This window comes from Enterobacter cloacae complex sp. IR5428 (assembly GCF_049238585.1).
In the GTDB taxonomy this organism is placed as follows: domain Bacteria; phylum Pseudomonadota; class Gammaproteobacteria; order Enterobacterales; family Enterobacteriaceae; genus Enterobacter; species Enterobacter intestinihominis.
In genome coordinates, this window is sequence record NZ_JBMKHV010000001.1 from 23,737 (window position 1) to 47,743 (window position 24,007).

21 protein-coding genes and 1 pseudogene are annotated in these 24,007 nt (G+C 55.8%); 6 read left to right on the forward strand and 16 right to left on the reverse strand.

Going from position 1 to position 24,007, the window contains the following annotated elements:
- The first annotated feature begins 15 nt into the window (after positions 1-15).
- The gene (locus ACOTXC_RS00100) at positions 16-1,128 is read left to right on the forward strand and encodes a mechanosensitive ion channel family protein (protein WP_022647940.1); all 1,113 of its coding nucleotides are present in this window, start codon (positions 16-18) and stop codon (positions 1,126-1,128) included.
- A gap of 38 nt (positions 1,129-1,166) precedes the next feature.
- On the opposite strand, the gene uspE is transcribed toward ACOTXC_RS00100, so the two are convergent.
- From uspE to ACOTXC_RS00130, 6 genes are all read right to left on the reverse strand, one after another.
- Positions 1,167-2,117 carry a universal stress protein UspE gene (gene uspE / locus ACOTXC_RS00105; protein WP_003857535.1) on the reverse strand — a complete coding sequence of 317 codons (951 nt, stop codon included), beginning with the start codon at positions 2,115-2,117 and terminating at the stop codon, positions 1,167-1,169.
- A gap of 137 nt (positions 2,118-2,254) precedes the next feature.
- Positions 2,255-3,007, reverse strand: a complete 753-nt coding sequence (fnr, locus tag ACOTXC_RS00110) for a fumarate/nitrate reduction transcriptional regulator Fnr (RefSeq protein ID WP_000611906.1) — start codon at positions 3,005-3,007, stop codon at positions 2,255-2,257.
- Positions 3,008-3,190: 183 nt separating this feature from the next.
- Positions 3,191-3,706 carry a methylated-DNA--[protein]-cysteine S-methyltransferase gene (gene ogt, locus ACOTXC_RS00115; protein WP_023306088.1) on the reverse strand — a complete coding sequence of 172 codons (516 nt, stop codon included), beginning with the start codon at positions 3,704-3,706 and terminating at the stop codon, positions 3,191-3,193.
- 9 nt (positions 3,707-3,715) lie between these two features.
- Complete coding sequence (abgT, locus tag ACOTXC_RS00120; RefSeq protein ID WP_022647942.1) at positions 3,716-5,242, reverse strand: p-aminobenzoyl-glutamate transporter; 1,527 nt, start codon at positions 5,240-5,242, stop codon at positions 3,716-3,718.
- 41 nt (positions 5,243-5,283) lie between these two features.
- Complete coding sequence (locus tag ACOTXC_RS00125) at positions 5,284-6,729, reverse strand: M20 family metallopeptidase (RefSeq protein WP_105322727.1); 1,446 nt, start codon at positions 6,727-6,729, stop codon at positions 5,284-5,286.
- Positions 6,729-8,039 (reverse strand): M20 family metallo-hydrolase, encoded by a 1,311-nt coding sequence (locus ACOTXC_RS00130; RefSeq protein WP_421767269.1) that lies wholly within the window; start codon positions 8,037-8,039, stop codon positions 6,729-6,731. The genes ACOTXC_RS00125 and ACOTXC_RS00130 overlap by 1 nt, the downstream gene beginning before the upstream one ends.
- Before the next feature lie 175 nt (positions 8,040-8,214).
- Here ACOTXC_RS00130 and ACOTXC_RS00135 point away from each other — a divergent pair, with 175 nt between their 5' ends.
- Positions 8,215-9,126, forward strand: a complete 912-nt coding sequence (locus tag ACOTXC_RS00135; RefSeq protein WP_193543329.1) for a LysR family transcriptional regulator — start codon at positions 8,215-8,217, stop codon at positions 9,124-9,126.
- Positions 9,127-9,476: 350 nt separating this feature from the next.
- Positions 9,477-10,040, forward strand: a complete 564-nt coding sequence (smrA, locus tag ACOTXC_RS00140) for a DNA endonuclease SmrA (protein WP_023299979.1) — start codon at positions 9,477-9,479, stop codon at positions 10,038-10,040.
- Between the two features lie 9 nt (positions 10,041-10,049).
- On the opposite strand, the gene tcp is transcribed toward smrA, so the two are convergent.
- Complete coding sequence (tcp, locus tag ACOTXC_RS00145; RefSeq protein WP_421767270.1) at positions 10,050-11,708, reverse strand: methyl-accepting chemotaxis citrate transducer; 1,659 nt, start codon at positions 11,706-11,708, stop codon at positions 10,050-10,052.
- A 144-nt stretch (positions 11,709-11,852) separates the two neighbouring features.
- Between tcp and ACOTXC_RS00150 the strand changes: the two are divergent.
- Positions 11,853-12,719 (forward strand): annotated as a pseudogene (locus ACOTXC_RS00150) (aldo/keto reductase family oxidoreductase).
- Between the two features lie 46 nt (positions 12,720-12,765).
- On the opposite strand, the gene ACOTXC_RS00155 reads toward ACOTXC_RS00150, so the two are convergent.
- Positions 12,766-12,966 carry a hypothetical protein gene (locus ACOTXC_RS00155; RefSeq protein ID WP_023299982.1) on the reverse strand — a complete coding sequence of 67 codons (201 nt, stop codon included), beginning with the start codon at positions 12,964-12,966 and terminating at the stop codon, positions 12,766-12,768.
- Between the two features lie 634 nt (positions 12,967-13,600).
- On the opposite strand from ACOTXC_RS00155, the gene ACOTXC_RS00160 reads away from it, so the two are divergent.
- Positions 13,601-16,030 (forward strand): glucose/quinate/shikimate family membrane-bound PQQ-dependent dehydrogenase, encoded by a 2,430-nt coding sequence (locus ACOTXC_RS00160; protein ID WP_421767271.1) that lies wholly within the window; start codon positions 13,601-13,603, stop codon positions 16,028-16,030.
- Positions 16,031-16,116: 86 nt separating this feature from the next.
- Here ACOTXC_RS00160 and pqqF read toward each other — a convergent pair whose 3' ends face one another.
- The 7 genes from pqqF to ACOTXC_RS00195 all read right to left on the reverse strand — a co-directional run bounded on the left by pqqF (position 16,117) and on the right by ACOTXC_RS00195 (position 22,769).
- Complete coding sequence (pqqF, locus tag ACOTXC_RS00165; RefSeq protein ID WP_421767272.1) at positions 16,117-18,393, reverse strand: pyrroloquinoline quinone biosynthesis protein PqqF; 2,277 nt, start codon at positions 18,391-18,393, stop codon at positions 16,117-16,119.
- A gap of 5 nt (positions 18,394-18,398) precedes the next feature.
- A complete protein-coding gene (pqqE, locus tag ACOTXC_RS00170; protein WP_421767273.1) occupies positions 18,399-19,541 on the reverse strand; it encodes a pyrroloquinoline quinone biosynthesis protein PqqE in 1,143 nt (380 codons plus the stop codon).
- Entirely contained in the window at positions 19,528-19,806 is a 279-nt protein-coding gene (pqqD, locus tag ACOTXC_RS00175) for a pyrroloquinoline quinone biosynthesis peptide chaperone PqqD (RefSeq protein WP_126503381.1), read from the reverse strand. The genes pqqE and pqqD overlap by 14 nt, the downstream gene beginning before the upstream one ends.
- 2 nt (positions 19,807-19,808) lie before the next feature.
- Entirely contained in the window at positions 19,809-20,564 is a 756-nt protein-coding gene (gene pqqC, locus ACOTXC_RS00180) for a pyrroloquinoline-quinone synthase PqqC (protein WP_023306095.1), read from the reverse strand.
- A gap of 2 nt (positions 20,565-20,566) precedes the next feature.
- Positions 20,567-21,484 carry a pyrroloquinoline quinone biosynthesis protein PqqB gene (pqqB, locus tag ACOTXC_RS00185; RefSeq protein ID WP_045308496.1) on the reverse strand — a complete coding sequence of 306 codons (918 nt, stop codon included), beginning with the start codon at positions 21,482-21,484 and terminating at the stop codon, positions 20,567-20,569.
- Positions 21,485-21,539: 55 nt separating this feature from the next.
- Complete coding sequence (gene pqqA / locus ACOTXC_RS00190) at positions 21,540-21,611, reverse strand: pyrroloquinoline quinone precursor peptide PqqA (RefSeq protein WP_002905689.1); 72 nt, start codon at positions 21,609-21,611, stop codon at positions 21,540-21,542.
- 138 nt (positions 21,612-21,749) lie between these two features.
- Positions 21,750-22,769, reverse strand: a complete 1,020-nt coding sequence (locus tag ACOTXC_RS00195; RefSeq protein ID WP_038415974.1) for a dipeptidase — start codon at positions 22,767-22,769, stop codon at positions 21,750-21,752.
- Between the two features lie 255 nt (positions 22,770-23,024).
- Between ACOTXC_RS00195 and ACOTXC_RS00200 the strand changes: the two genes are divergently transcribed.
- Entirely contained in the window at positions 23,025-23,471 is a 447-nt protein-coding gene (locus ACOTXC_RS00200) for a hypothetical protein (RefSeq protein WP_032624342.1), read from the forward strand.
- Between the two features lie 67 nt (positions 23,472-23,538).
- Here the strand turns inward: ACOTXC_RS00200 and yajD are convergent, their stop codons facing one another.
- The gene (gene yajD / locus ACOTXC_RS00205; RefSeq protein ID WP_006808895.1) at positions 23,539-23,886 is read right to left on the reverse strand and encodes an HNH nuclease YajD; all 348 of its coding nucleotides are present in this window, start codon (positions 23,884-23,886) and stop codon (positions 23,539-23,541) included.
- Positions 23,887-24,007: the final 121 nt, after the last annotated feature.

The following is a 24,007-nucleotide window of genomic DNA, read 5'->3' on the forward strand; positions in this document are numbered from 1 at the left end:
ATACGAGGAGGTGTAATGCAATTTCTGTCCCGCTTTGACATCATCGCGCTGATGATGACGCCATCATTCTGGATTGGCGTCGCCACGGTAGTCTTTGTAACTCTGCTGGTGTACTGGCTGCTGACGCGCCTGATCGCCTTTGTTAAGAAAGGGATCACCACCTGGGGCGACAAGCATCCCACCACCAACCGGATGCGTTTTATCCTGACGGATATGCTTAACCGCACCAGCCGCTTCCTGCTTTTTGTCGTGGCGCTGCTGTTCAGCCTGCGTTTCGTCGACTTACCGGATCATCTCTTTGGTACCGTTAGCCACGCCTGGTTCCTGGTCTTCGCTATCCAGGTGGCGCTGTGGATGGATCAGGGGGTGGTGTCGTGGCTTCGTCACGTCATGCTGGCGCCGGGAAGCCATAAAAACCCGGTGACGCTGGTGATCACGGGGCTTATCCTCCGTGCCATTGTCTGGTCAGTGATGCTGCTGTCTATCCTTGCTAACGCGGGCGTCAACATCACTGCTCTGGTTGCCAGCCTTGGGGTAGGGGGTATTGCTATCGCCCTCGCGGTGCAAACGATCCTGAGCGACGTGTTTGCATCGCTCTCCATCGGTTTTGATAAGCCGTTCGAAATCGGCGATTTTGTGGTGTTTAACGATGTCGCCGGGACGGTAGAGCACATCGGCCTGAAAACCACCCGTATCCGTAGCCTGAGCGGGGAGCAGATTGTCTGCGGGAACGCCATCCTGCTGCAACAGACGCTGCATAACTACAAGCGGATGCAAACGCGCCGGATCGTCTTTACCTTCGGGGTCGCCAGCGACACGGCGCCGGAAAAACTGCGTTCAGTGGGTGATATGGTCAAACAGATCATTACCGACGTCGGGGAAACGAAGTTTGACCGCGCCCATTTCCTGGGCTTCGATCGCGATCGCCTGACCTTCGAGGTGGTCCATATCGTTAATACGGCGGATTACAACAAGTACATGGATATTCAGCAGGAGATCAATATTCGTATTCTGGAGGGGCTGAACCAGCAGGAGATCAAGCTGGCGCTGCCGAGCATGGTTCTGCACGCGCCCTGGATGAATGCTGGCGACGAGGCACCGGCGCAACGGTTGAGCGAAGCGCAATAAAAAAAGCCCGCCGTTACCGGCGGGCTTTCATTTTGGGGTCAATCGTCTTCCTCATCGTCCAGTTCAACCGGCGTCTGATACTGATCCGGCTTGATAACCAGAAGGTCGCAGCGAAGATGGTCGATCACCTGCTCGGCGGTATTACCCAGGAACGCGGCAGAAATACCGGTCCGGCCAATGGTGCCCAGCACCACAATCCCGGCCTGCAAATGCTCCGCCAGATCCGGAATAACCTCTTCCGGTAACCCTTTTTCTACGTGGGTCATGTTCTCATCGATACTGAATTTCTGCCGCAGCGCTTTCATGGCCAGCAGATGCTGACCGCGAATCGCGTCGTTATACACGCTCGGGTCAAATTCAGGCAGTTCGATGGCGATATTGATTGGCGTGACCGGATAGGCTCCCACCAGATGGACTTCGGTATGGTTAACCTGGTCGGCAAGCTGAAGGGTCTCCTTCACCAGCTTCTCGTTCAGCGAATTGTGATAATCCTCTTCGCTGGCCAGATTGACCGCCACGACGGCTTTCCCGCCCTCAGGCCACGGCTGATCTTTCACCATCCATACCGGACAAGGGCATTTGCGCAGCAGGTGCCAGTCGGTCGGGGTGAAAATCACGGATTCCAGTTTGTCATGCTGGTGCGCCATTTTCAGCAACAGGTCATGCCCACCGGCCACCACTTCCTGAATAATGGCTTCAAAAGGACGGTTGTGCCAAACCACCTTGATATCGATAGGTACGCCCGCTTCCAGATAATACTTCGCCTGCTCGCGGATCCACGCGGTACGCTGGCTGATCACTCCCTGACGCATAGCGGTGCGCTCGTCAGGCGACAGAAGGGTGGTCATCTCGTATGAGAAATCATAAATCGGCAAAAAGGCTTTAATTTTGCCACCAATCCGTTGATGTAAATACACAGCACGTCGTAATGCTGGCTGATCGTCCTGATTCGGATCGATAGCCACCAGCATATTTTGATACTTTGCCATACAGGTCTCCTTACTACTGTCACCACAGTCTGTAAGTAAAAGAGTAACCTATATATCTTGAATGAAACAGGGGGGAAGTTTTTGCCAGATCAATAATCATGAAAATTTATCGACCTGGCATAAGATATCCGGGAGAGTTATGCCACGTTACGTGAGTGACCCGCCAGAATGGCCAGCGCTTCACCGTTTTCAATGGTGATGTACTTACCTTTAACCGCCAGCATTCCGCTCTTCTGGAAACGACCCAGCAGACGGCTGATGGTTTCCACGGTCAGGCCCAGATAGTTACCAATATCGCCACGCGTCATGGTCAGACGGAATTCGCGTGGGGAGAAGCCACGTTCCGCGAAACGGCGGGAGAGGTTATAGATAAAGGCGGCCAGACGCTCTTCGGCGTTCTTTTTGGAAAGCAGCAGGATCATATCCTGATCGCCTTTGATCTCACCGCTCATCAGACGCATCATCTGCTGACGCAGGTTCGGCATCTTACCGGACAGATCGTCCAGCGTTTCAAACGGGATTTCACAAACCATAGAGGTTTCCAGCGCCTGAGCAAAGCTCGGGTGATGGCCACTGCCGATGGCGTCAAAGCCCACTAAATCGCCCGCCAGATGGAAGCCAGTGATCTGCTCGTCGCCCTGTTCGGTAATGGTGTAGCTTTTGATGGTGCCAGAACGGATAGCATAGAGCGATTTCAGTTCGTCTCCCGCTTTAAACAGCGTCTGCCCTTTCTGAATAGGCTTTTTGCGCTCGATGATATTGTCAAGCTGATCGAGTTCATGCTCATTCAGAGTAAACGGGATACAGAGCTGGCTGATGCTGCAATCCTGGCAATGGATAGCACAACCGCCAGACTGAATGCGTCGTATAATTCGCTTTTCCGGGATCATAGGTTTGCTCAAGCCTTAATTGATATTGGTCAATTTTAACATCTTTTTGGTAAGGACGTAAGTCTGGCAAACCCCCAATAAAGATAAGAGACGGCAGCGAGCTGCCATCTCCTTGAAATTCCACAGAATGATTAAGGATTATTAGCCTAACAGGAAGAAAATTAAGCACAAAAAGCCTGGGAATTACAGCAGAAAATACCCTTCGTGACGCAGCAGCCACTCTTTACGCTGTACGCCCCCGGCATAGCCGGTGAGGGTGCCGTTGCGCCCGATCACGCGATGGCAAGGCACCACAATGCTGACGGGATTTGAGCCATTCGCCGCACCGACTGCGCGCGCCGCGCCGGTACGGCCAAGCTGCTCTGCCAGCTGACCGTAGTGCATCACCTGCCCGCAGGGAATGTTACGTAGCGCCTGCCACACCTCGCGCTGAAAAGGGGTACCCGCCGTGGCGGTTGGCAGGGTATTAATAATGCTGAGATCGCCCTCGAAGTAGGCCGCCAGTTTATCGCTCAGCCCGCCAGGATTACGGGCTGTAATACGCTCGTAACCCTCGGCGCGATAATGAATGTTGAGCAGCTCAACCATCCGGTCGCTGTGCTCTTCCCACTCAACAGCGCGAAGATTGAACGCTTCATCCGCGATAACCCACAGCGGCCCCAGCGGTGTCGCAATCTTGTCTTCGAGTAATCTCAGCATCAGTATTCCTTAGTTCAGCCTCGGGTAAATACCCGGTCCAATCGGCAGGCCGACAAGATACCACGCCACCAGCATCACCAGCCATACCCCTAAGAAGATAAGCGGATAGGGCAAGACCAACGAATAGTAGGTACCCAGCTTAGCCTCCGGTCTGTAGCGTTGCAGGAAGCCTAAAAACAGCGGAACGAAGGGTGACACGGGCGCCAGCGGGATCACCGAAGAATCGGCGACACGGAACAGGATCTGGGCGAACGCCGGATGAAAGCCGAGCATCATAAACATGGGGACAAAAATGGGGGCCAGAATCGACCAGATGGCCGACCCGCTGGCAATAAACATGCACAGCAGGGACGACAGCAGCGCCAGGCCGACAAACGCCGGAACCCCGCTCAACCCCGCCGCCTCCAGCGCGTCCGTCAGGCTCACGGCCATAAACTTGCCCATGTTGCTCCAGTTAAACATGGCCACAAACTGCGCCAGCGGGAACACCATCACGATAAAACCCGCCATCTCCTTCATCGGCTCGATCATCAGGTGCGGCAGATCTCCCTGACGGCGGATTTTACCGGTAGCGATGCCGTAGGCGAGCGAAACGACGAAGAAGAAGAGAATTATCAGCGGCACAATACCTTGAATAAACGGCGAGGGAAGTACGGTGTGTTTGATCGGATCGCGCAACACGCCATTCTCCGGCACCACCATCAGCGCCACAGCCGCAATGAATGCCAGCGAGACGATCCCGGCGACGCGCAGGCCGAACTGCTGCTCTTTGCTCAGCGTCTCCAGCTTTTCATCGCTCCGGCCTTCCCATTTACCCAGGCGCGGCTCAACGATCTTATCGGTAATCAGCCCCCCGACAATCGTCAGGACAATCACCGAACTGGCCATAAAGTACCAGTTGTCGATCACGCTGACGTGCATGGCCGCATCGATGGTGCTGGCAGCCTCCGTGCTGATGCCGGAGAGCAGCACATCGGTGGTCACGATAAGCAGGTTAGCGGTAAACCCACAGCCGACGCCTGCGATCGCCGACAGCAGGCCCGCAACAGGATGACGGCCAACGGCGAGGAAAATCAGCGCCCCCATCGGCGGCATGATCACCAGCGCCGCGTCGGACGAGATATGGCTGAAGAAGGCAATAAACAGCACCATATAGCTGGCATAACGCGCGCTGACGTGCGAGGCCATTTTCACCATCAGCGCGGGCAGCAGACCCACGCGTTCGGCCAGACCCGCGCCTAACACCAGCGCCAGGATGGCGCCCAGCGGCGCAAAACCGCTGAAGTTTTTAATCACGTTCGGCAAAAACCAGTGCAACCCCTCCACGCTGAGCAGATTTTTTACGGCCACCATGCTGCCGTCGGCCGGGCTGCGCACGCTCACATCAAAGGCGGACAGCACGGCTGTCGCGACCATCAGGATGACAATTAAATAGATAAAAAGCAGGAAAGGGTGCGGCACTTTATTGCCGATCCTTTCAACCCAGCCATAGAGCTTACCGGATGGGGAATGCGAAGGTATGGATGACATACTCATGGGCGTTCCTCGGGACTGTTGTTGTGTTGTGTTGTGTTTTTTTATTTTAAAGGTGACGGTGTCACGTCCTGTGGGATCGGACACTCGTACGGTTTTTGTGTTATGTGTTGTTCAAATTCTTCCCGACATTTTCGCAGCAGGTCGGCATCCTGAAGCAGATGCAGCGCGGTCGCGCCCATCACTTTTCCGGCCAGCAGCATGCCTTTATGGGCAATAGAGGTACGCCCCTGCGCCACCAATTGCCAGGTATGCAGCGGGGTGCCGACGGTAAAACAGGGGCTAAAGCACTGTGCGACAGGCATCTTCCAGCTGACATCCCCCACGTCGGTGGAGCCTGCCAGCACGTTATCGGTGATGGCGTAAGGGGCAACTTCATCCACCAGTAGCGTTTCGTGATGGCGTCGGGCAAAGGCTTTTCCCTCTTCGGCTCCTGTTGCGGCAATGTTTTTCAGGCTGTTTTGCAGGTCGTTTGCCGTGAGCGTGGCGCGGATTTCACGGGCAAATTCGCGTTCTTCTTCCGTCCAGTCCGGCGTGCCGTAATGCTGCAATGCGCGGTACATGGCCGCTTCGAGCGTACGGTTCGGCAGATAGCTGGAGCAGGCTTTATCAAAGCGACACTCGACAGTGGTTTCGGTCATCATCGCCGCGCCCTGGGCGATTTTCTCGATGCGCGCGTAGATCTGCTGCGCATCGGCCATCTCCGGAGCGCGGATCAGGTACAGCACTTCTGCCTGAGCCTGCACCACGTTAGGCGAAATTCCGCCGGTATCGGTGATGGCGTAATGAACGCGCGCTTTTTCAATGATGTGTTCGTTGAGGAAGTTTGTGCCGGTGGTCATCAACGTCACGGCATCCAGCGCGCTACGTCCCAGATGTGGGGAGTTTGCGGCGTGGGCGGCGATCCCCTTAAATCGCCAGGCGGCCTGAATATTGGCCAGCGTGCTGACGTTAAACATCCCGGCAAAGGCTTCCGGATGCCAGGTCACGGCAGCGTCCACGTCGTCAAATAATCCTTCACGCACCATAAAGGTTTTACCGGAGCCGCCTTCCTCGCCGGGGCAGCCGTAAAATCGTACCGTTCCGCTGCCGCCGTGCTGTTCCAGCCAGCTTTTCACCGCCACCGCACCGGCAAAGGCAGCAGTACCCAACAGGTTATGCCCGCAGCCATGGCCGTTAGCCCCCGGGGTGGCGGATTGCGCCGTCGCGCAGTGCGCCTGCTGGCTCAACCCGGCCAGGGCGTCGTATTCGCCCAGAAGGGCGATAACGGGCTTGCCGCTGCCGTAGCTGGCAATAAAGGCGTTGGGAATGCCTCCGGCTTCCCGCATCAGGGTAAAGCCCTCGGCTTCCAGCGCGCTGGCAAGCCGTTCGGCGGACCAGAACTCTTCAAAGCGCGTTTCGGGATGATCCCAGATGTCGTCGGCAATATCGGTAAACGTCTGACATCGCGTGTCGATGGCATCAGCGATAAAAGCGTAGTTCTCCTGCATTACACACCTCGCGTCCACGGGAAATTAAGCGCAGTTCGCGCCAGTGTTTCGATGGCAACGTTCATCACCTGCTCATCAAAATCGAATTTTTCGTTGTGATGTCCGGCGCTCAGTTCGGTGCCGAAGACCATATACGAGGCCATGCCACCGTTCTGCTGCACGCGGGCCATCATTAGCGTGGCATCTTCGGAGCCCGCAGGCGCTTTGACCTTATTAATGGCATGAGTCACGCCGGGCACCTGGCTTGCCTGTTCGCGCAGATAATCGACCCAGGCCGGGGAGGGGGCACTGGAGGTCGCCGCCCCCATCAGGTTTATCCCGGCTGTTACGCCGTAGAGTGCTGCCGCGCCGGTAATCACCGCCTGCGCGCGATCGAAGACATACTGATTTATCGCCTCGCTTTCACCGCGGGTTTCAACCTTAAGCAACGCATCAGCCGGAACCACGTTGCGTCCGCTGCCCGCCTGCATGACTCCGACGTTAACCCGGGACGCGCCTTCGCTGTGTGGCGCGATGCCATGCAGCGCGATTGCGGCCTGGGCCGCCGCGAGCAGGGCGTTACGGCCCTCTTCCGGTTTACCGCCAGCGTGTGCGGCAACGCCGGTAAAGCGCACGTCAAATTTGGTGGTCGCCATGAAGTTATCGCTGCCGCAGATCACCGTCCCTTCCGGAACGCCGGTTCCAATATGAATGGCGGTAAAGTAGTCCACGTCGTCCAGCGCCCCTGCAGCGACCATAGCGCGGGCGCCGCGCGTACCCTCTTCGGCAGGCTGGAAGAGCAGTTTGATGGTGCCGTTGAGCTGGGCTTCATGCTGCTTAAGCACCTGCGCCAGCCCCAGACCAATGGTGGTGTGGCCGTCATGCGCGCAGGCGTGCATCATGCCCGGGTTGCAGGAGGCAAAACCGTCGCGGTACGGCCGGTGGCTGTCGTCATGCGCTTCGCTCAGATCAAGCGCATCCATGTCCACGCGAAAGGCCAGCGTCGGGCCGGGGCGACCAGTATTCAGGGTCGCGACAATGCCGGTGAACCCGCCTTCGAACGGCGCGAGCCATTTCTCCGGTGCGCCTTGCGCGCGGGCGCGGGCAAATTCCCGCGCCAGGGTTGCGTCATCGGGCAACCCCATCCGGCTTTCGGCATCCACGACATCGCGACCCATCGCCAGCTCGTAACCCAGCGAGTCCAGGATCTCCGAGACTTTCGCGGCTGTGCGAAACTCCACCCAGCCGGATTCCGCGAAATGGTGAAAATCGCGACGCCATGCGCTCAGTTGGGGGGATAATGTGTGGATGTACTGCGCCAGTGCGTTCATATCTTTTCCTGTCATCATTAAAATATGTGAACTGCTTCACGCTGTGATAGTTTTTACTTATCACTAAGCGATTTTTCACAGTTTTAACCGTTCAGGAATTACCCTCGCACATCCGATTCCATTAAAGTAGATGACAGTTTCTTTACTCTGATAAACAACGGTTATCGGTCGGGCTATGTCATTTCAGATTAAATTTCATCAAATTCGGGCTTTTGTCGAAGTGGCGCGTCAGGGCAGTATTCGCGGAGCCAGCCGGGTGCTGAATCTTTCGCAGCCCGCGCTGACTAAATCCATTAAAGAGCTGGAAGAGGGCATGGCGGCACAGCTGTTTGTGCGCCGGAGTAAAGGTGTCGCCCTGACCGAGTGCGGGGAAGGGTTTTATCACCGCGCTAATTTGATTCTGGAAGAGCTTCGCGCAGCGCAGGATGATATCCGTCAGCGTCAGGGGGAGCTGACCGGGCAGATCAATATTGGGATGGGTGCCAGCGTGGCGCGCAGCCTGATGCCCGCCGTTATCTCCCGTTTTCATGCGCAGCATCCTCAGATCAAGGTGCGGATTATGGAAGGTCAGCTGGTATCAATGATCAATGAATTACGCCAGGGTGAGCTGGACTTTACCATCAATACCTATTATCAGGGGCCTTACGATCACGAGTTTACGTTTGAAAAACTCTTTGAGAAACCTTTTGCGGTATTTTGTCGGGAAGGACATCCGGCGTTGGGGGCTACCTCTATTAATGAACTTCTTCGTTATAACTGGACAATGCCAACGCCGCGGGGAAGTTATTATAAGCAGCTTGAGGATATATTTCATCATCGCTCGCAGATACCGCGTATTGGCGTCGTTTGCGAAACCTTTTCGTCCTGTATTAGCCTTGTCGCACAAAGTGACTTCCTGAGCGTGCTGCCGCAGGAGCTGGGCTGTGACCCGCTGCTGGCGCACCGGCTGGTCATGCTGCCGGTTGTGGAAACACTTCCCAGAGCGGCCTATTATTTAATTCAGCGCCGTGATGCACGCCAGACGCCCCTGGCTGAATCATTAATTACACAATTCAGAAGGGAAGCGAGAAAAATAGTTTTATCGTGAAATTGCCAAAGAAAAAATAGAGCCTGTCCGACATCAGACAGACCCTACAGTACACACAGCAGTGCGTCCTTTCGCAAATCCTGGGTATTATATCCATGAGGCAGGTATATTTAGGTATAACATCTTTCCTGAAAAAAGAAAGGCGGCACGTCATTGGTTTTACAAAATTTCAACGCAAATCACTTATTTTAACTCTGCTGTAGTTTTAGTTAAGTAATATTTAAATAACTTTAATGGTAGCTATATATATTCATCAGATTAATATTTATCTTGCCCCTTGCGGTAAGGGTTATTGAGGCCCCTGCCCGGTGCAGGTATAGTACAAGCCCCGATGTGCCCGGAGGATTTCCATGAACCCTGACGACAAATCACTTTTTCTTGACGCCATGGAGGATGTCCAGCCCCTGAAACGCTGCACCGATATCCACTGGCAGCAAAGCCGTAATACCCGGGTTCGCCAGGAGATCGATACCGAGCAGCTCGACAACTTTCTCACACTGGGTTTCCTGGAACTCTTGCCGCTTGAAGAGCCGCTGATGTTCCAGCGCGAGGGCGTTCAGCAGGGCGTTATTGACAAGCTGCGCTCGGGTAAATACGCCCGACAGGCCAGCTTAAATCTGTTGCGTCAGCCCGCCGAACGCTGCCGCCAGATGCTGTACGCCTTCATTCGCCAGGCCAGCCGCGACGGTTTACGTAACCTGATTATCATTCACGGGAAGGGCCGCGAGCAGAATTCGCACCCGAACGTGGTGCGCAGTTATCTTGCCCGCTGGTTAACTGAGTTCGAGGACGTGCAGGCTTTCTGCGTGGCGCTGCCGCATCACGGCGGCAGCGGGGCATGTTATGTTTCACTCCGAAAATCCGATGAGGCGAAACAGGAGAACTGGGAACGTCACGCCAAGCGCAGCCGTTAACGGTAAGGCCTAGAACGTCTCCCAGTATGTGTCACCTGAGGCACTGACCGTGGCGGGACGCAACAGTTGCGGTGCTTTTGTATTTTTTGGCCGCGGAGCGGTGTTTTCCTGCATGTTCAGCCGGAATGCCGCCACGGCCTGGCGCAGCTGTTCAGACTGATCTTCCAGCGCCGCCGCCGCCGTTGCCGACTCCTGTACCAGCGCGGCGTTTTGCTGCGTTACGCTGTCCATCTGCGAGACCGCCAGGCTGACCTGTTCAATACCGCGGCTTTGCTCGTCAGACGCCGACGAGATTTCAGCCATAATATCGGTTACGCGTGTCACGGCCGCGACGATCTCTTTCATGGTCGCACCCGCCTCGCTCACCTGTTCCGAGCCGGTATTCACCCGGCTGACGGAGTTTTCAATAAGCCCTTTGATCTCTTTTGCCGCCTGCGCGCTGCGGCTGGCCAGCGTCCGTACTTCGCCTGCCACCACCGCAAAGCCGCGGCCTTGTTCGCCGGCACTGGCGGCTTCAACCGCCGCGTTGAGCGCCAGAATGTTGGTCTGGAAGGCAATGCTATCGATAACGCCGGTGATATGCGCAATTTGCTGAGAACTGTCGGCAATGTCATTCATGGTACGCACTACATTATTCACCACCTGGCCGCCGCGTGCGGCGGTTTCAGACGCATTCTTTGCCAGCAGCGTCGCCTGACGAGCGTTATCCGAGTTCTGTTTCACCGTGGCCGTCAGCTCTTCCATGCTGGCGGCGGTCTCTTCCAGCGAGGCTGCCTGCTGCTCGGTTCGGGCGGAAAGGTCGTTACTCCCGGCGGCAATTTCTCCTGCGCCCGTGTAGATAGAATCTGTGCTGCCGCGCACGGCGCTGACGGTGCTGACCAGCGACTGTTGCATCTCATGCAGACCGGCGGCCAGCTGGCCCATTTCGTTGCGCCCGGTAATCGCGACGTTTTGCGTCAGATCGCCGCTCGCGATGGTGCGAATATGGTTCATGATGGCGTTGAGCGGTCTCAGGAGCAGGTGCTGTAAACCCTGCCAGATCACCACCAGCACGGCGATAACGGTCAGGAAGATCGCCGCCAGCGTCCACTGCATCTGGGTAAAGCTGTTCTGGTTCTCTTCGGCGGCGGCTTTCAGCAGCACGTTGTTTTCCGCGCGCCAGCGGGTATAGACCGCCTCCATCTCATCCTGCGCCTGCTGGGCGTCCAGGTCGCCATAGGCCTGATAGTTATCGGCGCGCAAGTACGCAATGGACAAGCGCATTACCTCGTGCATGTTCTTCCAGGCTTTCTGCATCTCTTCGGTGAGTGCGGCATTTTGCCCCTTCACCTGCGGAATCGCCTGCCAGTTTTTGTAATAGTCTTCGGCTTTGGCCAGCGAACCGTTCGCGGTGCCCAGCAGCGTATTGATTGCCGCGAGAGAGGCCGGGTCACGCTGGTTTTTCAGGTAGCGGATCGCCACGCGGGTGACGGTAACGCGCGTTTTCACCAGGGTGTTCACACTGTCGCTCAGGCTCTCCTGCTGGGCATTAAGCAACCCGGAGTTCTGAAAGTTGTGACGATCGTTGTTAACGGCAGAGTAGAACAACCCTCCCGTGACAACTTGCAGCAGACAGAATATGGTGAGGGCAAAGATAATACCGGTAATCACGTGCAGATTTTTCAGCATGGCGGTCATCCGTAATAGAAGAGGCAGGGTTACATCAATACTATCGTCGTAGCGAATTTAAACTTTAATTTTACTATTGCTTAACTAATGGTTTCGTTGCGGAACCTGTTGTAAACCCGGATCATTTTTATGAGGAAGGTCAGCATGAGCAGCATAGATAAATGCGGAACATTCACGCTCGGAACGCGTACGGTTAAACGGTTTGGCTATGGCGCGATGCAGCTTGCCGGACCTGGCGTTTTTGGTCCGCCAAAAGACAAAAATGCGGCGCTGGCGGTGTTGCGTGAAGCGGTAGAGTCGGGGGTAAATCACATTGATACCAGCGATTTTTACGGCCCCCATGTGACCAACCAGCTTATTTGCGAGGCGCTTCATCCGTACCGGGACGACCTTACGATTGTGACTAAGATCGGAGCCCGACGCGGCGAGGACGCCTCCTGGCTGCCGGCGTTTTCCGCCCAGGAGCTGACGCAGGCGGTGCATGACAACCTGCGCAACCTGAAGCGAGATGTGCTGGACGTGGTTAACCTGCGGATCATGTTTAGCGCCCACGGACCAGCGGAAGGCTCGATTGCCGCGCCGCTAAGCACCCTCGCGGAGCTGCAACAACAGGGGCTGGTTCGCCATATTGGGCTGAGCAACGTCACTGCTTCGCAGGTGGCTGAAGCGTAGAAGACGGTTTCCGTGGTATGCGTACAGAACATGTACAACGTGGTGAATCGCGGTGACGATGCGCTGGTAGATTCGCTGGCGCAGCAGGGGATTGCCTGGGTGCCGTTCTTCCCACTGGGTGGTTTCACGCCATTGCAATCTTCCGGGCTACAGGCGGTGGCGGATTCACTGGATGCGACGCCTATGCAGGTGGCGCTGGCATGGCTGCTGCAACGCTCGCCAAATATCCTCTTGATCCCGGGTACTTCTTCGGTGGCGCATCTGCGTGAAAACCTGGCGGCAGCCGATCTGGTATTGCCGCCTGAGGCGCTGGAGACGTTAAATACGCTGGTGGAGTAATCCAGACAGCAGCAAAAGCCCGGGGGATTTTTCGGGCTTTCGGTGTTTATGACACAATCTGATTCCTTTGGCGGTGAAGTGCTAACGCTTCCGCCACGATTTCCTGCTTACTTTTCCGTGTTTCATACGCAGTAATGCGGATGTACTCCATCAGCGCTGGATCGATGCGCGCACTTAACATCCTGAGATCGGCCTCCTTTGCTACACCGCGAGCAACACGCTTGTCGGGATAATCACGGGCTGGCATAGAAAACGTCCTCCAAAAATTGTCTTGTTAATTTGTGCTGTAAAATATGCGCTAGTCTTGGTGTAAAGTCAACGTGTAGTGAAAGCGCAGTGAATTATTGTTTGGCTTTTCTGCGATTCAAGACTTCATTAAGTGATTTGATAGTGTTTGTATTGTCACGCTGTGAGTCCGCTTTGATGCGGAAAGTCACATTTTCAGTGCTGATAATGACGGAATGTTCAACGCACCAGACGCTCTAAAATTATTGATAATTTCTTCCTGAAACTGAACTCAGGTTTATCCCTGTGCTTATTCATGGTTATTGCTTAATTAAAACTTCTGTTTGAAGGCTCAGCTGTAAAAATCTGACGCTATAAGACCGGCCTTGGGGGAATCCTGATATTAATCCTTTAAGCAACTTTCGGCTGGTCATATATTCCAGCATCGGTGACGTAGTTAGCGATATTCGCTATTTTAACCCTGTTAAACCCATGCAATTGCGCTGGTTTTCATTTCTTCCGACATAATAGATTTTGTCTACGTTCTCTTTTTAATTTATGCTTCGCATACGAACAATTAGCGTTGTGCAGGGTTTTAACATCGTGGCAGTTAATAAAACCCTGCTTTATATAAAGTAATCAGGAGATTCATTTTTATGTCAGACAATAATCCCCGCCCATTGGGCTGGTTAGGCCCGTGGTGCCTGCTGGTGGGTGTGGTACTTCTTGTGACGGGGCTGCTTTTTGCCATCGGCGGTTTTAAACTGGTTTCCCTTGGGGGGAGTTGGTACTTTCTCATTGCCGGGGTTTTCACGCTGCTCTCTGCAATTCAGTTTTTCCGCCGCAAATCCTCTGCCGTAGGGCTGTTTGCTCTGGTGTTTCTTGGCACCCTGATTTGGGCATTTTTCGATGCCGGACTCGACTTCTGGCCCCTGGTTTCCCGATTAATGGTACCCGCCGGGCTGATGGTGCTGGCAGCAGCCACCTGGCCTGCATTGCGTAAGCGTGAAGGAAAACCGTCCTCCACGAAAGGGACGATGGCGGTCTGCGCGGTCCTTATTATCGGCATGGGCGTCACCTTTGTTCAGATGTTTCAACCCCATCCGACCGTGCCGTTTAGCGGCGAAAAGCGCCCGCTGGTGCCGGTAAAAGAAGAGGCGAAACAGCAGAACTGGGATCACTACGGTAATACGGCTGGCGGTAGTCGCTTTGTGGCGCTGGACCAGATAACCCGTGACAACGTGAAAAACCTGAAACCGGTCTGGACCTACCATACCGGTGATATTCCGCAAAGTCCGGATGGCAATGGCGCAGAAGATCAGCAAACGCCGCTACAGGTAGGCGATCGTGTCTTCCTCTGTACGCCGCATAACAACGTGATCGCCGTGGATGCCGATAGCGGGAAAGAGATCTGGAAAGCGGAAATCAACGCTAAGTCTGCCATCTGGATGCGCTGCCGTGGCCTGGCGTACTTTGATGCCACCAAACCGCTGGCACAGCCAACGGTAGCCGGCTCCACACCGGTTCTGCCAGCGCAGGTCGCACCGGGCGCGGCATGCCAGCGCCGTATCCTGATGAATACCATTGACGGTAAGCTGATCGCGTTAGACGCCGATAACGGCAAATTCTGCCCGGACTTCGGTACTGACGGCAGCGTTAACCTGCATGAAGGAATGGGCGACGCGTCAGATCCCACCTACGTGCTGACGTCGGCCCCGACGCTGGCGGGTACCACGGTCGTGGTTGGCGGCCGCGTTGCGGATAACGTCAGCACCGATATGCCGGGCGGCGTAATACGTGGTTATGACGTGATCACCGGCCAGCTGCGCTGGGCGTTCGATCCGCGTAATCCGGATCCGAACTATGTTCTGAAGCCCGGCGAACACTACAAACGCAGCTCCGCAAACTCCTGGGCCCCTATGTCCTGGGATGCGTCGATGAATACCGTGTTTATCCCGATGGGAAGTTCCTCTGTCGACCTGTGGGGCGCTGACCGTATTCCGGAAGATCACAAATACGCCACCTCAATTCTCGCGCTGGATGCGACTACCGGGAAAGAGAAGTGGGTATACCAGACCGTGCATAACGACCTCTGGGATTTCGATATCCCGATGCAGCCGAGCCTGGTTGATTTCCCAACGAAAGAGGGCAACAAGCCCGCGGTGGTAGTGGGCACTAAAGCGGGGCAAATTTACGTTCTCGATCGCCTGACGGGTAAACCGCTCACTGAAGTGAAAGAGGTTCCGGTAAAACCAGCGGATATTCCACGTGAACAGTACCCGGCAACGCAGCCTCGCTCTGTGGGGATGCCGCAGATTGGCGCTGAAACCCTGAAAGAATCGGATATGTGGGGGGCGACGCCGTTTGACCAGCTGGCCTGTCGTATCAGCTTCAAATCAATGCGTTATGACGGTCTGTACACGATGCCGGGAACCGATATTTCCCTGAGCTTCCCGGGCTCGCTGGGGGGAATGAACTGGGGCAGTTTGTCCACCGATCCGAACAACCAGTATATCTTCGTCAATGACATGCGTCTGGGCCTGTGGGTTCAGCTGATTAAGCAAGATCCGCAGAGCGCGGTGGCAAATACGGGTGGTGAAGCCGTGAACGCCGGGATGGGCGCCGTTCCGATGAAAGGAACGCCGTATTCGGTCAACAAAAACCGTTTCATGTCACCGCTGGGCATTCCGTGCCAGAAACCACCGTTTGGCTCTCTCTCCGCCATTGACCTGAAAACGCAGAAAATCGTCTGGCAGGTGCCGGTCGGTACCGTACAGGATACCGGTCCGTTTGGGGTAAAAATGCGTATGCCAATGCCTGTCGGTATGCCGACGCTGGGCGGTACGCTGGCCACGCAGGGCGGTCTGGTCTTCATTGCGGGAACCCAGGATTACTACCTGCGCGCCTTTGATTCCTCTACGGGGGAAGAAGTGTGGAAAGCGCGTCTTCCGGTGGGTAGCCAGGGCGGACCTATCAGCTATGTATCACCGAAAACCGGCAAACAGTACATTCTGATCTCTGCTGGCGGTGCACGCCAGTCGCCGGATCGTGGTGACTACGTGATTGCCTACGCGCTGGATAAATAACAGCGAAATAAGCAACCTGGCCCCGTCGTAGTACGGGGCTTTTTTTTGACTAAAAACCACGGATATGAAGAAAGCGGCGGGTCCGGTCAGCCCGTGAAAAGCACCCGCCAGCGACGGCGATGGCGAGTCATCTCGCGCCATAGTGCGATTATCTCGTCATGTTGCAGGGCATCAACAGCCTGCGGCGTTAATACCGGTAAACCATAGCGCTGGCGCAGGGCGGCTACTGCCGTGGCGCTGGCATTCATCGGTGACCGGATTTGCGTCGCCAGCTGCTGTCGCAATACGCTGAACGCCGTCTCATCGCACAGCGTCAGCTCACGCAAAAATTGTTTGCAGCAACCCAACAGGTTCACGGGAGAGCGGTCAGGCGACTGTAACGCCAGCAGCAGGCCATCGCGATCGGCAATACGCTGATAACGACAGCTGACCACGTAGCCAATCTGCTGTTCCACGCGCAGGCGCTGGAAAAATTGCGGTTCGCAGCATAACGCCAGCAGCCGCAGCGCGGCGAGCGATGCGCCCGGCGGCAGGGGAATAAACACCAGCAGCGCCGAATCCGCGCTGGCGTGCGGAATGTGTTCGATCCCGCCGGGACAACCGCTTAATGGCGTCGGCTTAGCGTTAACCGGCGCCCGGAGCAGGCCAAGCTGCCGGGCTAACCCGTGCGCGTGCGCGACGCTGCCGCCAACTAGCGCCGCCAGCCAGCCGTCTCGTGGCGGATCCGATGCCAGACGTTCAGGCAATAGCTGAAGCAACTCACGGATGGCAATGCCTTCTGGCACTGGCGTAAGAGCCGGGGCGGAGTGGGAGAGGCGATCGATTATCGCCCCGATGATGTGTTCCGCCGTCACCACGGCGTCAGGAAGCCGCAGGGTGAGCTGCCAGCTACCGTCAACCGTTTGCCACTCGCCGCTGCCGTCAATATGGCGCAGTTCAGCAAGGAGAGGGCGTAACTGTTTGCCCATCGCCACCCCCTGCGCCCGTTCCATGCACGAATAAAAAGGCCTGCGCAGGATCAGCGTTGGCGGTTGTGTCTGCGCCGACAAATGCAGCAGCGGAGCGGCTTCTGACGTCGGGGCTGGCGTAACATACCTGGCAGTCTGCGGGTAGAAGGAAAACGCGATGGGGCTATCATCTGCAACCGGCTGGCGACGCCAATGGCTAAGCGGCAGAGCAAACCCCTGGCTGACGATAATTTCAGAGGTTTCAATTTTTTTGCAGGCCAGATACGAGGTGGGCGCCGCCAGTAAATCGGCACAAAAGGCGGAAAAACTTACGGGCGCCGCACCGGGCGCAAAACCGAACGCCCGCTGGCGCAGCTGCTCCAGCGTCGGCAGGGCGCTGAAACGTTGCTGTGCCAGCCGATAATAATGCCGCTGCTGCTCATCCGTCGTTTGCTGTAGCGCCCGTAGCCAGTGGGTAATATGCGGGTCAACCTCCTCGGGTCGTTCGCTATCAACCGTTAGCGCCAGCCAGCCGTTATCGTTATCCTGATAAAGCCAGTTCAGGGCGACATCTTCTGCCAGCCCGCGCTCCCGCAGCCCGGCAATCAGGCTTCCGGGGGCGTCGTCCAGTAAAAACTCCCGAAATAAGGTGACGTTGTCACTTTTTCGAATTAACGGACAACGCCACAGTGCGGGTCGCTCCGTCACTGCCAGCTGAAAATCTGCTTCAGCGCTAAGACGCAACGGGGGAGCGGTTTCAGGCATGCCACCAGAAGCAAAACCGGACGCAAACGTATGGGCAAGCTCGGCCAGCGCATCCAGCGTTTGCGGCCCTTGCAGCCACAATTGCAGGTGTCCGGCCACATAATAGCGCCGATGAAAGTCGCGCAACGCGGTTTGCAGCGATCCCGTGTCCTGCCCCAGAGAATCCTGGCTACCTACCTGAAAACGGCGAAAAACTGTGGGTTCTTCCATCGCGTGGCGTGCCGCCGCTTCGCGCCTGGCGGAATCATGCTGCTGGATGAGCCGGTTTTCCGCATCAATGACCGCCACTTCGCGCTGTATGTCATCGCATGAAAGCAGCGGCGCCTGCAACATATCCCGCAGTCGTGCGATGCCGTCGGACAGGTTATCGGCGGCCACATCGAAGAAAAATGCGCTGTGGCGAGCCAGCGTGGTGGCATTGACGCTACCGCCCTGACGCTGGACCCACGCCATGAGTCGATCGTCGCCCAGATAGCGCTGACTACCGCGGAACAGCAGGTGCTCAAGTAAATGTGCAAGACCGGCGAAGCGCGGTGGCTCGTGATGGCTTCCGGCACTCACGCGCGCCAGCGCCGCCGCGCGTGTCGCCTGCGGCTGATGCACTAGCGTTGCGCGTAAACCGCCTGCCAGCTCCACGATGCGGGTGGTCATTATCGCTACAGTTCCCGGGTTTTATAGATAAGCTGCGAACGGGTACGGTTGCGGAACTGAAGCTGGCCGATTTTCATATCGCTACAGGCTGCTTCGCGTCGCGCGTCCAGAATTTTATGATGATGCGGCGATTTGCTGCACACCGGATCGGCGTTATCCGCATTCCCGGTGAGCATAAAGGCCTGACAGCGGCAGCCGCCGAAGTCCTTCTCCTTTTCATCGCAGGAGCGGCACGGCTCCGGCATCCAGTCAAACCCGCGATAGCGGTTGAAGCCGAAAGAGTCATACCAGATGGATTCCAGACTCTGATCAAGCACCGAGGGGAACTCCACCGGTAGCTGGCGCGCGCTGTGGCAGGGCAGCGCCGTGCCTTCCGGGGTCACGCTGAGGAAAATCGACCCCCAGCCGCCCATACAGCCTTTTGGTCGCTCTTCGTAATAATCAGGGGTGACGAACAGCAGGTTGGTCAGATTGCCGCTGGCGGCCATTTTTTGCCGATAGTCGGCAACCACGCGTTCCGCTCGGGCAATCTGTTCCCGCGTCGGCAGAAGCCCCTGACGATTAAGGAACGCCCAACCGTAGAACTGGCAGGTGGCAAGTTCGACGTCGTCGGCGTCCAGTTCGATGCACAGCTCGATGATTTTATCGATCTGGTCGATGTTGTGCCGGTGCAGGACGAAATTCAGCACCATCGGGTAATCGCGCGCTTTGACCGCTTTGGCCATCGCCAGCTTCTGCTGGAAGGCTTTTTTATTCCCCGCCAGCGCAGCGTTGAGCACTTCATCGCTGGCCTGGAAGCTAATCTGGATATGGTCCAGACCGGCCTCGCTGAACGCGTCGAGCTTGCTTTCCGTCAGGCCAATTCCCGAGGTGATCAGGTTGGTATAAAAACCGAGATCGCGGGCGGCGCGGATCAGCTCCGGCAGATCTTTACGCGCCAACGGTTCGCCGCCGGAAAAACCTATCTGCACGCTGCCCATCGCCCGCGCCTGGCGGAAAACCTCAATCCACTGTTCAGTGGTCAGCTCCTGATCCTGCCGGGCAAAGTCCAGCGGGTTAGAGCAGTAAGGACACTGTAGCGGACAGCGATAGGTCAGCTCCGCCAGCAGCCACAGCGGTGGATTGACGGCGGGTTTATTCTGGCTCACGGAAAATAATCCACTTCTGTTGATAAGCGATTTGCAGGAATTCTACGACGTCGTCATTCACGCCGCCGGCTTCCGGGAACCGTTCGTTGAGTATGGCAATGATGGCCGCCGCGTCGCGTTGGCCATCGACCAGTTCGAGGATTGCGGCCGCGGTCTCATTGAGTTTAGCCATGCCTTCCGGATAAAGGATGACATGGCTGTCCTGAGCGGCTTCCCATTGCAGGCGATAGCCGCGACGAAAGGCGACGATGGAGTTTTTTTGCATGCTTATACCAGTCGGGTTGTGTGCCAGGCCGCTTTGTCGGTGACCGTGTGATAAGGCGGACGCTGTAGGGCGTAGGCCATGGTCATCGCGTCGAGCATCGACCACAGGATATCGAGTTTGAACTGAAGGATCTCCAGCATCCGATTCTGCTTTTCTGCGCTATCGCAGTAACTCTTCGCCAGCTCCAGACCGTGTTCAACGTCGCGGCTGGCCTGGCTGAGGCGGCTGCGAAAATAAAAATAGCCTTCCTCTTTGATCCACGGATAGTGCTGCGGCCAGCTGTCGAGACGCGACTGATGAATTTGCGGGGCAAACAGTTCGGTGAGCGAACTGCATGCCGCCTCCTGCCAGTTGGCGCGGCGGGCGAAGTTAACGTAAGCGTCCACGGCGAAACGGACGCCGGGCAGCACGTGGCGTTCGCTGATTAAGTCGTCGCGGCTAAGCCCTACGGCTTCGCCCAGCTGTAGCCAGGCTTCGATCCCGCCGTCATGACCGTTGCTGCCGTCGTGATCGAGGATCCGCTGCACCCATTTGCGACGCGTGTGCGGATCCGGGCAGTTCGCCATAATGGCCGCATCTTTCAGCGGGATCGTCGTCTGGTAGTAAAACCGGTTCGCCACCCAGCCCTGGATCTGCTCGCGGCTGGCCTCGCCGTTATGCATCGCGATATGGTACGGATGGTGAATATGATAGTAGGCGCCTTTCGCCCGGAGGGCGTGTTCAAACTCTTGCGGCGAGAGCGTTTCACGAATGTGCATAGTTAGTCCTGAAGCGTGATGGTCATCCCGTCCCAGCTCACTTCAATTCCCTGCTGCGTGAGGGCGTGACGCTGCGGCGACTGCTCGTTAAGGATCGGGTTAGTGTTATTAATGTGAATCAGAATCTTGCGCTTTGCCGGCAGTGAGGCCAGCAGCGCCATCATGCCGTGTTCATCGCCGAGCGCCAGATGGCCCATATCGCGGCCGGTATTGCGCCCGACGCCAGCGGCCTGCAGTTCATCGTCCTGCCAGACGGTGCCGTCAATCAGCAGACAGTCTGCTTTTTTAAGCCACGGCAGGATAGTGTCATCGGGTTCACCGAGACCCGGCGCGTAGAACAGCGTCTGACCGTTGCGGCGGTTTTCGATAAACAGCGCCACGTTATGCCCCGGCAGCGGGCGGTCGCGCCACGGCGAATAGGGCGGTGCGTTACTGGCGATGGGGACAGCGGTAAACTGCAAATCAGGGCAGGCTTCCACGCTAAAGGCGGCGAGCGGTGCGATCGGATGATGAATCAGGCCGCCGTTCCAGTGCCGGAGCATGGTAAAAATCGGGAATCCGCTGGAAAGGTCTTCATGCACCTCTGGCGTACACCATACCTGATGCGGACACCCCTCGCGCAGGCTGAGTAGCCCGGTGGTGTGGTCAATCTGGCTGTCGGTGAGAATAATGCCGCCAATATGCGTGCCGCGCAGAACCTCTTTCTTATTCAGTTCTGGCGTATGGGCAATCTGCTGGCTGATATCGGGCGAGGCGTTACACAGTATCCACTCTTCGCCGTTATCGCTGACGATGATCGACGACTGGGTGCGGGGGGTCGCCTGAAGGGTACCGTTGCGCAAACCCTGACAGTTGGCGCAATTACAGTTCCACTGAGGGAAACCGCCGCCGGCGGCGGAACCGAGGACTTTAATAAACATGAAGATAGGCCAGGTAGTAAAACAGAAATGCCCGCACGGATGGCGGGCTGAGCGATTAGCGGTTGGAAATGTACAGCGTCACTTCCAGGCCAAGACGTAAATCAATAAAAGCAGGTTTCTTCCACATCGTTTTTTCCTCTTTAAAAATGCAGCACCAACACCATTGTTTGTGCCAGTTTTGTGATGGTCATCAAATAATGCGTCACAGTGGGGCAAAGCTCAACCCGAAAGATGTAAGGAATTAACGTAATGTTTACAACGTAACCTATTGTTGCCAAACATTTTGCAATACCTTTTGCCAGTTGCCCCACAGCAGCTTATTCAGCACAAATTGATCATAGCCGCTGTCACGCAACGCGCTGATTAGCCGCGGTAAACCACTCACATCATGCAAATCATCAGGTAACGTGATGCCGTCAAAATCGGAGCCCAGCGCAACATGATCTTCGCCCATGATGTTAATAAGATAGTCGATATGGCGAACGATTGTGCTCAGCGGGGTATCGCTATCGCGTTTACCGTCGGCGCGCAGAAAGGCGTTGCCGAAATTGACCCCTGCCACGCCGCCGCTGTCGCGGATAGCCAGCAGTTGCCGATCGGTCAGATTACGCGGTTGCGGGCACAGCGTATGGGCGTTGGAATGGGTGGCGACCAGCGGTGAAGAGGAATGACGAGCAGTATCCCAGAACGCCTTTTCATTCATATGAGAAACGTCAATCAGCATGTTCAGGGCGTTAGCGTGCTTAATGAGGGCGATACCCTCTGCGGTAAGCCCTGGGCCGCTGTCCGGGCTGCCGGGAAACGCCCCGTTAACGCCAGTGCCAAAACGGTTAGCAATGTTCCAGAAAGGCCCAATGCTGCGCACGCCAGCGGCATAGAAAGCCTGTAGATCGCCACCCTCGCCGTCAAAACCGCCCGCACCCTCAATATGCGCCACCATCGCCAGCACCTTATCCTGACGGCAGCGTTCGATATCTGCCGCGCTCAGGCACAATCGCGCCCGTCCATCGGAGTGTGCGACAAGCTGCTTGAGGATCGTCAACTGTTGCCAGAGAATGTCGATCGGTTGCCACGGCTCGCTGGCGTAGTGCGGCGCCATGCGGGCGATATACTCCTGCGGCGGCACGAACAGCGCGAACAGCCCGCCGGAAAATCCGCCTTGCTGCATGCGCGGATAATCGAGGTGTCCGTTCTCAATGCCGGAAAAGAAGGCCGTAACCGGATCCTGGCGATGGTGAAGCCATAAATTAAGCAACAGGTCATTGTGACCATCAAAAATCGCCATAGCGCATCCCACTGTTTTTTATTGCTGCGAAAGTTGGCAGGCACGATAACCGATTTGTCCTGTCCGGCAAGGAGAAACTTACAACTTAGCAGCAATTGTTAATAACGCTTAACCCTGAGGAGATCCGCACATCATATTGCGTGGCGAGATAAGAGCATTTCCCGTTCCATCTGCGATTGCATCGCGTACGTTCCCTGAGCTACAGGGCTACGCTATACTTCGCCACTTTGAGTTATGCGTGGCAGGTAACGAAATATGCGGGAGAGCATTAATTTTATTTTCGTGGTGCTGTCTTTCACGGCACTGATTATGCTGATGCGCTTTTTCATCAGGCGTATTCGGCATCCAAAGCGCATCGTTGCCGACAGCCGGGGAATGAAAAAAATCTCTACCCATCCTTCCTGGTTTGGCGGATCGTCAGGTAAAACCTACTTTTATGATGAGCAGTATTTATACGAGGTCATAAATAGCGTCACCCGTAAAATTGAGCTGGCGGCTATCGTAAAAATTAAGCCGGGCTCGACAGTGGTAAATAACAGGCGGATCTGGTCTGTGAGCTATCTTGAGGGAACCCGTGAAAAACAGGTGCAATTTTATAATAATCTGACGGTGTTTAATCAAAACTTTGCTGCGTTTTTAGAGGCTGTAAAACGCGTGAATCCTGAAGCCGATATTAAGGCCGTCTCCTTGTTCAATCTGTGACTGGAATACATTACCTTTATCTTTCTGACTGCCCATACGGCAGGTATGGGCAGTAAAGCTGCCGATATTACTTCTTCTTGTTCATCATCGCCTTGAGATCGGCAAAGGGGTTAAACGTGGCGACACCCACGTCTTTTTGCGCATCCTCACCTGCGACAACGGTGGTGCCATACTGATCCGCTTCGGTGTACTTTGAGTGTTCGTGGTCATGGCAAAACAGGCACAACAACTCCCAGTTACTGCCATCTTCCGGATTATTGGTGTGATCGTGGTCGATATGGTGGACCGTGAGTTCACGAAGATTCGAATACACAAACTCCCGCGAGCAGCGTCCACAGACCCACGGGTAAATTTTTAGCGCTTTTTCACGGTAGCCGCTTTCCAGCCGTGCGTAGTTTTTGGGGATCAGAGCCATTGCTGATGTTACCTGTTAAAAAAGAGAATAGTTCACACTATATCCCATTTTGAGATGCCAGGAGAATGCCTCCTCTGCGGGAAGGCAGCGTGCGATTTGCGTATTTCTGTCAGTTTATTTG

Coding starts and splice junctions, on each gene's coding strand:
- ACOTXC_RS00100 (WP_022647940.1), top strand. CDS start 16: ATGCAATTTCTGTCCCGCTTTGACATCATCGCGCTGATGATGACGCCA.
- uspE (WP_003857535.1), bottom strand. CDS start 2,117: ATGGCAAAGTATCAAAATATGCTGGTGGCTATCGATCCGAATCAGGAC.
- fnr (WP_000611906.1), bottom strand. CDS start 3,007: ATGATCCCGGAAAAGCGAATTATACGACGCATTCAGTCTGGCGGTTGT.
- ogt (WP_023306088.1), bottom strand. CDS start 3,706: ATGCTGAGATTACTCGAAGACAAGATTGCGACACCGCTGGGGCCGCTG.
- abgT (WP_022647942.1), bottom strand. CDS start 5,242: ATGAGTATGTCATCCATACCTTCGCATTCCCCATCCGGTAAGCTCTAT.
- ACOTXC_RS00125 (WP_105322727.1), bottom strand. CDS start 6,729: ATGCAGGAGAACTACGCTTTTATCGCTGATGCCATCGACACGCGATGT.
- ACOTXC_RS00130 (WP_421767269.1), bottom strand. CDS start 8,039: ATGAACGCACTGGCGCAGTACATCCACACATTATCCCCCCAACTGAGC.
- ACOTXC_RS00135 (WP_193543329.1), top strand. CDS start 8,215: ATGTCATTTCAGATTAAATTTCATCAAATTCGGGCTTTTGTCGAAGTG.
- smrA (WP_023299979.1), top strand. CDS start 9,477: ATGAACCCTGACGACAAATCACTTTTTCTTGACGCCATGGAGGATGTC.
- tcp (WP_421767270.1), bottom strand. CDS start 11,708: ATGCTGAAAAATCTGCACGTGATTACCGGTATTATCTTTGCCCTCACC.
- ACOTXC_RS00155 (WP_023299982.1), bottom strand. CDS start 12,966: ATGCCAGCCCGTGATTATCCCGACAAGCGTGTTGCTCGCGGTGTAGCA.
- ACOTXC_RS00160 (WP_421767271.1), top strand. CDS start 13,601: ATGTCAGACAATAATCCCCGCCCATTGGGCTGGTTAGGCCCGTGGTGC.
- pqqF (WP_421767272.1), bottom strand. CDS start 18,393: ATGACCACCCGCATCGTGGAGCTGGCAGGCGGTTTACGCGCAACGCTA.
- pqqD (WP_126503381.1), bottom strand. CDS start 19,806: ATGCAAAAAAACTCCATCGTCGCCTTTCGTCGCGGCTATCGCCTGCAA.
- pqqC (WP_023306095.1), bottom strand. CDS start 20,564: ATGCACATTCGTGAAACGCTCTCGCCGCAAGAGTTTGAACACGCCCTC.
- pqqB (WP_045308496.1), bottom strand. CDS start 21,484: ATGTTTATTAAAGTCCTCGGTTCCGCCGCCGGCGGCGGTTTCCCTCAG.
- ACOTXC_RS00195 (WP_038415974.1), bottom strand. CDS start 22,769: ATGGCGATTTTTGATGGTCACAATGACCTGTTGCTTAATTTATGGCTT.
- ACOTXC_RS00200 (WP_032624342.1), top strand. CDS start 23,025: ATGCGGGAGAGCATTAATTTTATTTTCGTGGTGCTGTCTTTCACGGCA.
- yajD (WP_006808895.1), bottom strand. CDS start 23,886: ATGGCTCTGATCCCCAAAAACTACGCACGGCTGGAAAGCGGCTACCGT.